The following is a 14,692-nucleotide window of genomic DNA, read 5'->3' as shown; positions in this document are numbered from 1 at the left end:
GTTTTTCATTTTGATGTATAATTAAGGGGTAAGAAAAACTATCTATTAATATGAAAGTATGGGGTGATAGTAATGAAAAAATTAACCATAATTTATTGGAGCAACAATGGAAATGTTGAAGTTCTAGCGAATCACATAGCTAAAGGTGCAAAAGAAGCAGGCGCTACAGTACTAGTTAAACTAGTTAGTGAAGCTACTGTGGAAGATGTAACTAGCGCAGATGCAGTTGCTTTCGGAAGTCCGTCAATGGATAACAATAGAATAGAACAAAAGGAAATGCAACCTTTCATTGATAAGTTCAAATTGATTCCAATAAGTAACAAAGTTACTGGATTATTTGGATCTTATGGATGGGATGATGGCGAATTTATGAACAAATGGATAGGTCAAATGAAGGATTATGAGTTTAATGTTATACAAAATCTAACCGTTAATGAAGCACCTTCTAAGCAGCAATTAGTTGAAGCAGAAGAGATGGGAAAGAATTTAGTTAAATAACATTTAATAATAGAAATCTGTAAACTATGCAATTTATAGATTATCTATAAAATGCATAGTTTGTAATTTGAATAAAGGTACTTCAAATGGTAAAACTAAACAAGAAACATGGCTTTATTAAGCTTTGTAACACTTTTTTATAATATTATTAATGAAAGAAGGTTTATTAATGAGAAAAATGAAAACAATGGATGGTAATACAGCAGCAGCACACGTTGCTTATGCATATACTGACGTGGCGGCGATTTATCCTATAACACCATCTTCAACGATGGCAGAATATTGTGACGAATTGGCAGCTAAAGAAACAAAAAATGTATTTGGACAAAAAGTTAAAATTATGGAGATGCAATCAGAAGCAGGAGCTGCAGGAGCGGTTCATGGATCACTTCAAACAGGGGCTTTAACTACAACTTTTACATCTTCTCAAGGATTATTATTAATGATTCCAAACATGTACAAAATAGCAGGAGAATTACTTCCAGGAGTATTTCATGTAGCTGCTAGAGCATTAACTACTCATGCACTTAATATTTTTGGAGATCATCAGGATGTAATGGCTGCAAGACAAACTGGATTTGCACTACTTGCATCAGGCAGTGTACAAGAAGTAATGGACCTTTCGCCAGTTGCTCATTTAACAGCTATTGAAGGAAAAATTCCTTTTGTAAACTTCTTTGACGGATTTAGAACTTCTCACGAAATACAAAAGATTGAAACTTGGGATTATGAAACTCTAGCTTCTCTTATAAATACAGAATCACTAGAAGCATTTAGAAATCATGCACTTAATCCAGAACATCCTGTAACTCGTGGAACAGCACAAAATCCAGACATCTATTTCCAAGGAAGAGAAGCTTCAAACTCATACTATGATGCTCTTCCAGCAAAAGTTGAAACATATATGGGAAAAATAAATTCATTAATCGGAACTGATTACCATTTGTTTAATTATTATGGTGCGCCTGATGCAGATAGAATAATAATAGCAATGGGATCAGTTTGTGATACTATTGAAGAAACTATAGATTATTTAAATGCAAAAGGAGAAAAGGTTGGAGTACTTAAAGTACATCTTTTCAGACCATTCTCATTGGATCATTTCTTTAAATACATACCTTCTACAGTTAAAAAAATATCTGTATTAGATAGAACAAAAGAACCAGGATCAGTTGGAGAACCATTATTCCAAGATGTAAGAAATGCTTACTATGAAAAAGAAAACAGACCAGTTATAGTTGGTGGAAGATACGGACTTGGTTCAAAAGATACTACTCCAGCTCAAATGGTTGCAGTATTTGAAAACTTAAAAGCGGAATCTCCTAAAAACGGGTTTACTATTGGAATAGTAGATGATGTTACTAATACATCACTTGTAACAGGACCTGAGATAACAACAACTCCTGAAGGAACTAAAGAGTGTAAATTCTGGGGACTTGGATCAGATGGTACTGTTGGAGCTAACAAGAGTGCTATAAAAATCATAGGAAACCATACAAACATGTATGCTCAAGCATACTTTGCATATGATTCTAAAAAATCAGGTGGAATTACAGTTTCTCACTTAAGATTTGGTAAGAAAGCTATAAAATCAACATATTTAATAAATGCTGCAAGCTATGTTGCCTGTGGTAATCAATCTTACGTATATAAGTATGATGTTTTAAAAGGAATAAAAGATAATGGAACATTCCTATTAAACTGCATATGGAGTCCAGAAGAATTAGAAATACATTTACCAGCAGCAATGAAGAGATATATTGCTAGCCACAATATTAATTTCAACATTATCGATGCAGTTGGCATAGCTCAATCAATAGGCCTTGGCGGAAGAACTAACATGATAATGCAATCTGCTTTCTTTAAACTTGCAGATATAATTCCTCTAGAAGATGCAGTTAAATATCTTAAAGAGGCAGTTATTTCATCTTATGGTAAAAAAGGTGAAAAAATTATTAATATGAACAATGCTGCAATAGATAAAGGAATTGAATCAGTTGTTAAAATTAATGTGCCAGAAAGCTGGAAACAGGCTGTGGACAATAATGAAATTTCAAAAGAAGTTAGACCAGATTTCATTAAAAATATAGCTGATGTAATGAACAGACAAGAGGGAGACTCACTACCTGTTAGTGCATTTGTTGGAATAGAAGATGGAACATTACAATCAGGAACAGCTGCTTTTGAAAAGAGAGGTATTGCTGTTAATGTACCAGAATGGCAAGTAGATAAATGTATACAATGTAACCAATGTGCGTATGTATGTCCTCATGCTGTAATAAGACCATTCTTAGCAACTGACGCAGAGCTTGCAAATGCTCCAGAAAGCTATGAAAGCAAAAAAGCAGCAGGCGGAAAGAATTTTGAAGGCTTAAATTTCACTATTGGTATAAGTTTAGAAGATTGTACTGGTTGTGGTAACTGCGCAGAAGTATGTCCAGCTAAAGAAAAAGCATTAATAATGAAACCATTTGCGTCACAAGAAACAAAAATAAAAAATTGGAAATTTGAACAATCATTATCTAAAAAAGAAAATCCAATGGGAACTGCAACTGTTAAGGGAAGTCAATTTGAAAAACCATTAATGGAATTCAGTGGAGCTTGTGCTGGATGTGGAGAAACTCCATATGCTAGACTCATTACTCAATTATTTGGAGACAGAATGTTAATAGCTAATGCTACAGGATGTTCTTCAATTTGGGGAGGAAGTTCACCAGCATCACCATATACAGTTAATGAATGTGGTCAGGGACCAGCTTGGGCTAACTCATTATTTGAAGATAATGCTGAATTTGGACTTGGAATGTTCCTTGGAACTACTCAATTAAGAGATAGAGTTGAATTGTCAGCAGTAAAAGCTTTAACTTTAAACACAAGTGATGCATTAAAAGCAGCTATTAATGAATGGATCGAAAACAAACAAGATGCAGAAGGTTCAAAAGTTGCAACAGCTAAAATGTTACCATTGTTAACAGCTGAAAAAGACAATAATGAAGCATTAAAAGAAATATTTAGTAAAAAAGATCATTTAGTTAAAAAGTCTCAATGGATATTTGGTGGAGACGGTTGGGCTTATGATATAGGATTTGGTGGAGTTGATCATGTACTTGCATCTGGCCAAGATGTAAATATTCTTGTAATGGATACAGAAGTATATTCAAATACTGGAGGTCAATCTTCAAAATCTACACCAACTGCAGCTATTGCAAAATTTGCAGCAACTGGTAAGAAAACTAAGAAAAAAGATTTAGGTATGATGGCAATGAGTTACGGATATGTTTATGTTGCTCAAATAGCAATGGGTGCTGATAAAAATCAAACACTAAAAGCTATAAAAGAAGCAGAAGCTTATAAAGGACCATCACTTATAATTGCTTATGCTCCATGTATCAATCATGGTATCAGAGCAGGAATGGGATGTACTCAATTTGAAACTAAGAGAGCTGTTGAATCTGGATACTGGGCTATGTATAGATTTAATCCAGAACTTAAAGAAGCAGGAAAGAATCCATTTATATTAGACTCTAAAGAACCAACTACTTCATTTAGAGAATATTTAATGGGCGAAGTAAGATATTCTTCACTTGCAAAAATATACCCAGAAACAGCAGAAGCATTATTTGTTAAGACAGAGAAAGATGCTATGGAAAGGTTAGACAGTTACAAAAGACTTGCTGACCAAAAATAGTATTTAAGGCTTTATTTAAAATTGCAAATTCAAAAGAAGATGAATTAAATTTCATCTTCTTTTGTAATTAAATCATCATCTGCGATGCTGAAATATTAACGACTTCAGAAGGAGATTCAGACTCCCCACGAAGTTTTTTATTTGTTATAGTAGGGTACACCCACTTATATAAGTGGGTGACTTTCCTTCTGAAATGTCGTTAAATCACACAATAAAGACATTTAACAATAACTTAACAATAAAATTTAAAAAAAACCTTTTATTATTTCGTAATTAAGGGTAAAATAGAAAATATACTGAATGTAGGAGGTAACACATTATGAATGAAGAGAAAAAGACTTGTTGCGGCGGCGAGGAAAATGATGGCTGCGGATGTGGTTCAAACAACCAAGAAAATGAAGGCTGTGGATGTGGTGGTCATGATCACGATGAACACGAGGGTTGCGGTTGTGGCTGTGGCGAAGGAGAAGCACTAACTGTAGATTTAGAAGATGAAAATGGTAATGTAGTTCCATGTGAAATAGTAGATGGATTTACTTATAAAGATAATGAATATGCATTAGTTCAAAATCCTGAAGATGATTCAATATATCTTTTCAAAGTAATTGGAGATGAAGAAACAGGCGAATTAATTATCCCAGAAGATGAAGAATTCGCAGAAGTAACTGCATATTATGAAGAAATGATTAAAGAAGAGAAATAGTTAAGTAAAAAGAGTCGTTGCAAATGCATCGGCTCTTTTTAAGTTTAAAAAAAGGAATGAATAGAGATTTAATGGTAATAATATTATTATTTCCATTATAAGAGTACAATAAGAGTAGCCCAATATAATTAAAGGAGGTATACGTTGTGAAAGAAAAATTAGCTATTTTCGATGTGGATTACACATTAACAAAACGTGAGACACTAGTGGAATTCTATTTTTTTATGATGAGAAAGAATCCTATATTATTAAAATATCTACCTAAAAGTATATACTCATCTATTTTTTACATGTTGAAGATTCATGATGCTTCAAAAGTAAAGAAAACCTTTATACGATTCATTGATGGTATAGAAGAAAATCAAATGAAAAAAATCGTCAAGGAATTTTATGAAAAACGGTTAAGTAAAATACTATATAGTGACGCTATTGTGATGATAAAAAAAATGAAAGCAGAGGGCTATAAAATTTATTTGATTTCTGCTTCAGCTGAATTCTATTTAAATGAGCTTTATAACATAGAAGAAGTAGATAAAATAATAGGAACAAGGTTTACCCTGGAAAATGGCTTACATAGAAATGAAATCTTGGGGGAAAATTGTAAAGGAGAAGAAAAAGTAAAAAGACTTAAAGAAGTTTTGAAAAAAGAAAACATGGTCGTTGACTTTGAAAACTCCTATATGTTTTCTGATTCTCTATCAGATTTGCCACTTTTTAATTTGGTGGGGCATCCTTATTTAATAAATTTCAGAAAAACACATGATAAAATCGAAATTTTAAAATGGAAATAGCATAAAGCGCATATAAGTAAAAATCAGTATTTAAATTAAATCTGTATAAATAAAAATTCGAAATTTTTGTTTATACAGAAAATTAAAAGGAGGATATATATGGACAAGTGCATAAATGAATACTTTTTATTTGGGGACGAATTTAAGACAAGGGAAGAGTTTAAAAATTATAACATGAATATAGGAAAATCACTATATGAAGTTATAAGAGTAAGTGATGGAATGCCTGTTTTTCTTAGGTCGCACTTAAGTCGTTTAGAAAACTCTGCTAAAATCATGGAATATAACTTGTGTATTACAAAAGAAAAAATAATAAATGGAATTTTTGAACTAATACGTAAAAACAATATTTGTGACGGGAATCTAAAATTAGTTATTAATTATCAGCCTAATATGGAGTGTAGTGAAAATGGCAAAAACTTAAATGAAAAATTTTTAGCATATTTTATACCTCATGCATACCCTTCAAATCAGCAATACGCGGAAGGCGTAAAAACTATTACTTATCACGGGGAACGCAGGACTCCTAATGCTAAGGTTATCGATAGTGACTTCAGAGAAAAGGTAAATGAGAAAATTGCAAGTAACACCGCATATGAGGCAATTTTAGTGGATGATGCTGGTTTTATTACTGAGGGCAGTAGATCAAATATTTTTATGGTTATAGGATCTACTGTTTTAACCTCCAAAATAGAGAATGTGCTGCCTGGTATAACAAGACAATTTATTATAAAAGCTTGCAAAAAGCTAAATATAGTAGTTGAAGAAAGAAATGTCCATGAAAGGGACATTGAATCCTTAACAGGACTTTTTATTTCTGGCACTTCACCCAATGTACTACCAATCAAAAGTGTGGATGAATTTTTCTTCAATTCTTCAAAAAATCCATTGATAAATTCAATAATGCTAGGATTTCAAGCTGAATTAAATGAGGATAAACAGAAAATTGTAAAGTTTCTTTGTAATAGGTCGATAAATAAATAAAACAATTGAAATGTTAAGTAAAAGAATAGAAGAATTATGGTATAATTTCTCTATAGAAAGAGGTGGTATAATTGGTAACTAAAACATGCGGAGAAAAATTCCGAGGGTCGAACGTTCAGGAATGTTTAAGTCTTGCAAGTTCTAGTTTGGGGGTTCCAGTAGAAAAGTTGAAATATTCAATACTAGAGGAGAAAAATGGTTTTTTCAAGAAACATGCTATAATTTCTATTGATTCAATAGAAGGTTTAAATGATGAAAACATTAAAGACGAAGATTTCTCTGAAAAAGAAGTTTTAAAAAAAGATACTCAGAAACCAGAAATAAACGGAACCATAGAAATTCAAGGGGGTAGAATTATTGTAAAAGACCCTTGCGAGGGCGGTAAACCAGCAGTAATTTGTTTTGGTAATAACATTACGGTAATTATAAATGGAGAAAAGATTAATAAGCCCGCTCTTGTCACTTCGGAAAGCAAGATAGAATTTGTGTTTGAAGAAGATAAGGCCAAAAGGAAGATGGATTTAAGAATAAGTGAAGACAAGATGGAAGCGTACATTAGTATTAGATACAAACCTACTACCACTTATAAACTAAAAGATGCGGAGAGCTCAAACGCAGTGACGATAGCAATAGAAATAAAAGAAGAAATTATGCCACCAAAATTCACAGAATCAGAAATTAAAAATGAGCTATTAAATAGCAACATAAAATATGGAATTTTGAAGATGAGCATTATAAAATGTACAAGCGCTGATGAAATTTCCGAACTACTTATAGCATCTGGCAAGAAACCTATAGAGAAGATAGATGATATAGTGGAGATTAAATACAATGAGTCAGAGGCAAAAGATAATCAGCAAAATGACAATGTAGGTGCTATAGACTATAAGGCTATAGGTACTGTAAGTGGAGTAGAAGTAGGACAAGTTCTAGCTATTCACTATCCAGGTAAAAATGGAGAAGATGGAATAGATATTGCAGGTAAAATTATAAAAGCTAAAAATGCAAAAAAAATAATTTTAGGGGTAGGAGATGGTTGCGCTCTTAAAGATGAATTTACTGTTGTAGCTACAAGTAAAGGTAGACCATCAGCCAAGGGGAATACTTTTTTCGTTTATAAAACTCATGAAATAAATGGAGATGTGGAATTAAAAACTGGAAACATTAAATTTGTAGGGGATATAGTTATAAGTGGCAGTGTACGGGAAGGTATGAAAGTAGAGGCTGGTAATTCTGTTTTAATTAAAAACAATGTATCAGAAGCTGAAATTACTGCGAATGGTGATGTTGTGATAAATGGCAATGTAATTCATTCAAGTGTTTCAGCTGGAAAAGAAGATGTATTAATTTTAGAGTATTTAAGTGATTTAAATAGCATGGAAAACGATATTACAAAGTTAATAGCTTCCATTAGACAATTGAAAGAAATGAACCTTTTAGAAAGAAATACTAGTGATGGTGAATTAATTAAAATTTTAATGGAGACTAAATTCAAAAAACTCTCTCAAACTTCTATTAAAGTAGCTAAAAGAATTTTGAAGCTGGGAAATGTTGAAGATGAATTACTATTTATCATTAAAAATAAAATACTTGATTTGGGTCCTCTTAATATCAAGAGCTATGAGGAACTAAATGCTACAGTGACAATTATTAAAAATAAAATTTCTACACTCTCAATGAATTTAACTCTTCCTGTGGATGTAGTGCTAGATTATTGCCAAGATTCAATAATTAAGAGTTCTGGTAATATTACCTTTAGTGGCAAAGGCCAATATGTATCACAAATAGAAGCAAGTGATAGTGTAATATTTCAAAATGATAAAAGCGTAGCTCGCGGTGGAGTCATAAAAGCTGGAAAAGAAATTAAATGCAAAATAGTTGGGGGCCCTGGAGGGGTAGCAACAAAGCTTATTGTAGAAAACCATGGTCATATATGGGCAGAAGTTGCTCATCCAAATACTAGGTTTATTATAGGTACTAGAGAATATATTTTAGATGCTCCTAGTAAACAAATTCATGCATTTATAGATGAAAACAGAGAACTAGCTGTTGATAAATTACTGTTATAGGGAGGAGTTAATATGAAGGAGCAAGAAATTAAAATCTTGATTTGTAGCATAAATGGTGAGTCTTATGCTACAAATATTATGGAAGTGGAAAGAATACTGGAATACGAAAAGATAACTAAAATTCCAGATTTACCGCAATTTGTGGAAGGTGTTGTAAATTATGAGGGTAATATTTTACCCGTTATAACATTATCAAAAAGATTTAATTTGCCTTTAACTGAAATAAAAGAAGGATGTAAGATAATAGTTGGTAAGCAAGAATATAGTAAAATAGGTATAATAGTTGATTTTGTTTCTGAAGTTAAGGATGTATTAATAGATAGTATAGAAGATTCACCAGAAATCATTTATGGAGTATCCAGAAGATATATTAAAGGACTTATTAAGGTTGATGGTAAAATAATTATTTATCTAAATCTTTCAACTATATTGACAGAAGAAGAAAAAAATGAAATATTATAAAATAGGGTGTAATTATGGAATATAATGAAATAAAAGTAGGAATTGCAGATTTAAATGTGGCTTTTTCCCCATATAAAATAATAACCGTGGGCCTTGGATCCTGTATAGGCATTGCAATATATGATAAAGCGATAGGTATTGGAGGATTGGCGCACATAATGCTTCCAGATAGTAGCCAATTTAATAAAATAACTAACGAAATGAAATTTGCAGATTTAGCTATACCAATCCTGGTAGAGAAGATGATAAAAAAAGGCGCAACACTTAGAAATATGAGGGCTAAAATAGCAGGTGGAGCTTCAATGTTTAACTTTCCTGATAAAAGTATAATCATGGACATAGGAAATAGAAATGGTATAGCAGTGAAAAGTGCTTTAAAAAGTTTATCTATTCCAATACTTTCAGAAGATATTGGCGGGAATAAAGGCAGAACTTTAATATTTGATACCACAAGTGGAGTACTGTCTATTCGAACAGTGGGGATGGGAACCGTAGAAATTTAGTATATTATACATAATTAATGAGGTGATATATTGTTAAAAAAAATTAAAGTCACTGTAGTAGATGATTCAGCATTAATGAGAAAAATCATTTCTGATATGATCAATGAACAGCCAGAAATGGAAGTTATAGATACAGCAAAAGATGGAGAAGACCTGATAAAAAAAATAATTGGTAAAATACCTGATGTAATAACTTTGGATATTGAAATGCCAAGAAAAGATGGTATTTCCACCTTAAAAGAATTGAAAAAAATGAATCTTAATGTACCAGTTATTATACTTAGTAGTGTCTCTAAAACTGGTCCAGAATTAACTATGGAATGCCTTGCACAAGGTGCTTTCGATTTTATAGCAAAACCATCTGGAGCAATATCACTAGACATCAATAAAGTTAGAGATGAATTGGTGCAAAAAATAAAATTGGCTTTTATGCAGAGGGAGGGTAAAAATACCCTAATGTCTGAAAAAATAATCAAATCAAATAGGATAAATACAAATAAGGGTACAACTACAGAATTAAATGAAGTAGCTACAAACGTAGGAGCCGTAACACGCAATAGAACCACCTCAATGTGCAATATAGAGGCCGTGGTCATCGGAGCTTCTACAGGTGGCCCTAAAGCCCTATATAAAGTAATAACAGCTTTGCCAGAGGATATAGGAGTTCCAGTACTCGTTGTGCAGCATATGCCAATGGGGTTTACAAAGGCTTTTGCAGAGAGACTTAATTTAAACAGCAAATTAAAGGTTGTAGAAGCGGGGGAGGGTGACACAGTTTCAAAAAATGTAGTTTACATAGCTCCTGGTGGATATCATATGGAAATAGGACGGGATAAGAGAATACATTTAAATACAGAACCTAGTATTTGGGGAGTTAGACCAGCAGTAGATAAACTTTTTATATCTGCCACCGCAGTCTATGGATCGAAGCTACTAAGTGTTATACTTACCGGCATGGGACGAGATGGGGCGCAAGGCACAGTAGCTATTAAAGACAATGGAGGCATCACTATGGCAGAGCACCAATCTACTTGCACCATATATGGCATGCCAAAGGCGGCTTTTGAAACAGGTAAAGTAGATGAAGTTGTTCCCCTAGATAATGTTGCGCAAGAAATTAATAGAATTGTCATGGGGAGATGATTATAGATAATGGATTTAATATATTTTCAGCAATGGGTTTTAAAAGAATATAAAATAGATCTAGCCGCTTATAAATCTAATCAATTACATAGGCGAATTTTAAGTTTAATGTCGAGAGTTGGGGCGAGGTCTGTAGAAGAGTATATTACTTTATTAAAGAGTGATCCGAGTCAAAAACAGAAATTTTTAGACTTTATTACAATAAACGTAACAGAATTTTTTAGAAATCCAGAAATATTCCAGGAACTTGCGCAAAAAGTTAAATCGGAACTGAACTATAGCGGAGGGCTTAAGATTTGGAGTGCAGCTTGTTCTGTTGGAGCTGAACCATATTCATTAGCTATGATTATGGATGATTTATGCAAAGGAGCGAGTCATAAAATTGTAGCTACAGACATAGACAGTACCATACTTCAAAAAGCAAAAAATGGTGAGTATGTCTATGCTGAAGTTAAAAATGTTCCAAAACAATTTCTGGAAAAATATTTCCTAGTTAAGGGGGATAAATACTGTATTAATTCTGTCATAAAAAAAATGGTGGACTTTAAGAAACATGATCTTATTTTAGATAATTATGAAAACAATTTTGATTTAATAGTCTGTCGAAATGTAGTTATTTATTTCAATGCAGAGATTAAAGATAAAATATATAAAAAATTTAGTGACTCATTAAAAAAAGGCGGATTACTTTTCGTTGGGGCCACTGAGAGTATATATAATTATAAAGAGTATGGATTTGAGAAAACATCAACATTTATTTATAAAAAAATATAAGGCAGGTACAATTAATAAGGAGGGAAAAAATGGATACATCGCAATATATGTCAATGTTCTTAGAAGAATCTATGGAAAATTTGCAGACGTTGAATGAAGCACTTCTTACGCTAGAACAACAACCAGAAGATATGGACAAGCTAAATGAAATATTTAGGGTAGCTCATACCATAAAGGGTATGGCTGCAACTATGGGATTTAGTCAAATGGCTGAATTAACACACAAAATGGAAGATGTTCTTTCTAAGTTTCGCGAAGGTGAACTTAAAGTAACAGAAAAGGTGGTAACTGTTTTATTTAGATGTCTAGACACTTTAGAAAAGATGGTAAATAATATATCAGAGGGGATTTCTGATAAACTTGAAATTGAGGATATAATAGATGATCTACATTCCATAGCAGAAGGAAATGGAACAGTTGAAAATCAGAAAAAAGAAATAGCTGTCACAGGAGATAGTAAGGGTAATGGGTCAGAGAGAATTACACTCAATGAATATGATGTTAATGTTATTAAACAAGCTATGGAGAGAATGTACAATGCCTATGAAATAAAGATTCTACTAAGTGAAAATACGCTACTTAAGTCAGCAAGAGCATTTCTTATATTTAAGAGTTTAGAAGAATATGGTGAAATAATAAAATCCATACCTGGATCTGAAGAATTAGAAAATGAAAACTTTGAATTCGAAATAAATTTAATATATATTACTAACAAAGAAAAAGATGAAGTTATTGATAACTTAACAAATATTTCCGAAGTGGAAAAGGTTGAAGTTGAAAATGTTGACCTTGAAAATGGTAAGAATAATTTGGATGATAAATCAGGAGAATTTAAAGAAATAGAACAATCTTCAAAAGTTGAAAAGGGCGAAACAAAAGATAGTGCCACCGTGGAGGCTAAAGGTAAGGACGAGGATAAAAATAAGAATAAAAAAGAAGCGGTAGTTCACAAAAAAGCTCATCAATCTGTGAGAGTAGAACTGGATAGATTAGATAAATTTATGAATATGGTCTCAGAACTTGTAATTCATAGAACAAGACTAGAACAGATAAGTAGTGTTCATAAATTAAATGATTTAAATGAAACACTAGAACAAGTGGCTAGGGCCACCTCAGAGCTTCAGGATTTAGTAATGAAAATAAGAATGCTTCCACTAGAAGTAGTATTTAATAGATTTCCAAGGATGATACGAGATTTATCAAAAGATTTAGGAAAAGAAATGGATCTTCAAATACAAGGACAGGAGACAGAGCTTGATAGGACGGTTATTGATGAAATAGGTGAACCACTACTCCATTTGCTTCGAAACGCTGCAGATCATGGCATAGAATCTAGTGAGGACCGAATCGCTAAGGGGAAAAATCCTATTGGTGTGATTAAACTTATAGCTTATGCAGAAGGTACTAAAGCCATAATAAAGGTGGAAGACGATGGTAAAGGGCTAGCTGTTGATAAAATCAAGGCAAAAGCTAATAAAGTTGGTATAAATACTGAAGGAATGTCAGACGCAGATATAAAGAATTTAATTTTTGCACAAGGCTTTAGCACTAATGAGGAAGTAACAGATATTTCTGGACGTGGAGTAGGCATGGATGTTGTTAAAACTAAAATTGCTGCCCTTGGTGGAACCGTAGATGCAATAAGTGAGATTGACAAAGGTACTTCCTTTATTATAAGATTACCATTGACATTACAAATCATCCAAGCATTATTAATAAAAATTGGTGATGAGACTATGGCTATTTCTCTTGGTTATATTGATAGAGTAATAGACTATAACGAGGAGCTAATTAAGAAAACTAATAATAAAGAAGTTATTGTTTATAATGATTCTGTAATTCCACTAGTAAGGGTAAGCAAAAAATTGCAAATAGAAACTAGTAATAAGAATAAGAAATACATTGTTATTGTAAGAGTGGGAGAGAAAATAGTAGGGCTTTTAGTAGATTCATTGCTAGGACAACAAGAAATTGTAATAAAGCCTCTAGGAAAAACACTGCAGGGATTAACAGAATATATAGGCGCAACTATTTTAGGGGATGGACTAGTTACATTGATACTTGATGCTGCAGCCTTAGTATAGGAGGATATAATATGGATTATTCTGAGCTTAGTGCTATGCAATTAGATGTGTTACAAGAAGTAGGCAATATTGGTGCAGGAAATGCAGCTACATCCTTATCTGAGTTATTAAATGAAAAAGTAGATATGGCGGTGCCATCAGTAAATATTGTTCCCTTTGATGACATTTTTTCTGGAACCGAAGTCGAAGAAGTTGTAATTGGTGTAATTGTACGAGTCCTGGGAGATATACCAGGTAATATACTGTTTACTTTCGATAAGGAAACTGCACTGAAAATTATATCAAGTCTTTTACGTGAGCAGCAGGAAGAGATAACTGAAATTGGAAGTTCAGCATTATGCGAAATAGGGAACATTATTTCAAGCTCCTTTATGAATGCAATAGCAAAACTTACGAGTCTTACGATTATGCCTTCTGTGCCAGCTGTTGCAGTAGACATGATGGGGGCAATACTTTCTACTACTTTTATTGAATCAGGTCAGTATGATGAGCATGTACTTGATTTAGAAACACAGTTTTTACAAGAAAATCAAAAGGTAAGCGGGCATTTTTATTATATACCGATGCCTGGATCACTAGAAAAAATACTAAATTCATTAGGTGTAAATTAATTGGAGGTAATATAAAATGGCTAGAGTACTAATTGTTGATGACGCGGCATTTATGAGAATGATGGTAAAAGATATATTGGAAAAAAATGGATTTGAAGTTGTGGGTGAAGCAAGCAATGGATTAAAAGCTGTGGAGCTATATAAAGCAGAAAAACCAGATGTGGTTACTATGGATATCACAATGCCTGACATGGATGGAATTGAAGCTGTTAAAGAAATTAAAATTTTTGACCCTGCTGCAAAAATAATTATGTGTAGCGCTATGGGACAACAAAGCATGGTTATGGATGCAATAAGAGCTGGTGCAAAAGATTTTATTGTTAAGCCCTTTCAAGCAGATAGGGTAATTGAAGCAATAAAAAAAGTTTTAGGCTAGGAGGAG

13 protein-coding genes are annotated in these 14,692 nt (G+C 32.7%); all 13 read left to right on the top strand.

Features of this window, described 5'->3' with window-relative positions; translation table 11 throughout:
• Window positions 1–72 precede the first annotated feature (72 nt).
• The 13 genes from G9F70_RS17470 (at window position 73) to G9F70_RS17410 (ending at window position 14,686) form a co-directional block, all read left to right on the top strand.
• Window positions 73–498: a flavodoxin gene (locus tag G9F70_RS17470; RefSeq protein WP_164944411.1), complete on the top strand. Its 426-nt coding sequence runs from the start codon at window positions 73–75 to the stop codon at window positions 496–498.
• Between the two features lie 169 nt (window positions 499–667).
• Window positions 668–4,186: a pyruvate:ferredoxin (flavodoxin) oxidoreductase gene (gene nifJ, locus G9F70_RS17465; protein WP_164944410.1), complete on the top strand. Its 3,519-nt coding sequence runs from the start codon at window positions 668–670 to the stop codon at window positions 4,184–4,186.
• Between the two features lie 319 nt (window positions 4,187–4,505).
• Entirely contained in the window at window positions 4,506–4,889 is a 384-nt protein-coding gene (locus tag G9F70_RS17460) for a DUF1292 domain-containing protein (RefSeq protein WP_164944409.1), read from the top strand.
• 146 nt (window positions 4,890–5,035) lie between these two features.
• Window positions 5,036–5,680: an HAD-IB family hydrolase gene (locus G9F70_RS17455; protein ID WP_164944408.1), complete on the top strand. Its 645-nt coding sequence runs from the start codon at window positions 5,036–5,038 to the stop codon at window positions 5,678–5,680.
• Window positions 5,681–5,779: 99 nt separating this feature from the next.
• On the top strand, window positions 5,780–6,664 hold the full coding sequence (locus G9F70_RS17450) for an aminotransferase class IV (RefSeq protein ID WP_164944407.1): 885 nt from the start codon (window positions 5,780–5,782) through the stop codon (window positions 6,662–6,664).
• Between the two features lie 71 nt (window positions 6,665–6,735).
• Window positions 6,736–8,733 carry a flagellar assembly protein A gene (locus tag G9F70_RS17445; protein ID WP_164944406.1) on the top strand — a complete coding sequence of 666 codons (1,998 nt, stop codon included), beginning with the start codon at window positions 6,736–6,738 and terminating at the stop codon, window positions 8,731–8,733.
• Between the two features lie 12 nt (window positions 8,734–8,745).
• On the top strand, window positions 8,746–9,195 hold the full coding sequence (locus tag G9F70_RS17440) for a chemotaxis protein CheW (RefSeq protein ID WP_164944405.1): 450 nt from the start codon (window positions 8,746–8,748) through the stop codon (window positions 9,193–9,195).
• Window positions 9,196–9,209: 14 nt separating this feature from the next.
• Window positions 9,210–9,698, top strand: coding sequence for a chemotaxis protein CheD (locus tag G9F70_RS17435; protein WP_164944404.1), 489 nt, complete (start codon window positions 9,210–9,212; stop codon window positions 9,696–9,698).
• Between the two features lie 75 nt (window positions 9,699–9,773).
• Window positions 9,774–10,841, top strand: a complete 1,068-nt coding sequence (locus tag G9F70_RS17430) for a chemotaxis response regulator protein-glutamate methylesterase (RefSeq protein WP_164944581.1) — start codon at window positions 9,774–9,776, stop codon at window positions 10,839–10,841.
• 9 nt (window positions 10,842–10,850) lie between these two features.
• Window positions 10,851–11,615: a CheR family methyltransferase gene (locus G9F70_RS17425; RefSeq protein WP_164944403.1), complete on the top strand. Its 765-nt coding sequence runs from the start codon at window positions 10,851–10,853 to the stop codon at window positions 11,613–11,615.
• Window positions 11,616–11,644: 29 nt separating this feature from the next.
• Window positions 11,645–13,699 carry a chemotaxis protein CheA gene (locus G9F70_RS17420; protein ID WP_164944402.1) on the top strand — a complete coding sequence of 685 codons (2,055 nt, stop codon included), beginning with the start codon at window positions 11,645–11,647 and terminating at the stop codon, window positions 13,697–13,699.
• Window positions 13,700–13,710: 11 nt separating this feature from the next.
• Window positions 13,711–14,310: a chemotaxis protein CheC gene (locus G9F70_RS17415; protein ID WP_164944401.1), complete on the top strand. Its 600-nt coding sequence runs from the start codon at window positions 13,711–13,713 to the stop codon at window positions 14,308–14,310.
• 16 nt (window positions 14,311–14,326) lie between these two features.
• Window positions 14,327–14,686 (top strand): response regulator, encoded by a 360-nt coding sequence (locus G9F70_RS17410; RefSeq protein WP_164944400.1) that lies wholly within the window; start codon window positions 14,327–14,329, stop codon window positions 14,684–14,686.
• Window positions 14,687–14,692: the final 6 nt, after the last annotated feature.

Origin of the sequence: Clostridium sp. FP1, from assembly GCF_011065975.2 — a bacterium.
Classification (GTDB): Bacteria; Bacillota; Clostridia; order Clostridiales; family Clostridiaceae; genus Clostridium_AD; species Clostridium_AD tagluense.
The sequence above is the reverse complement of the archived record's forward strand: the minus strand, read 5'-3'. Positions and strand labels throughout refer to the sequence as shown.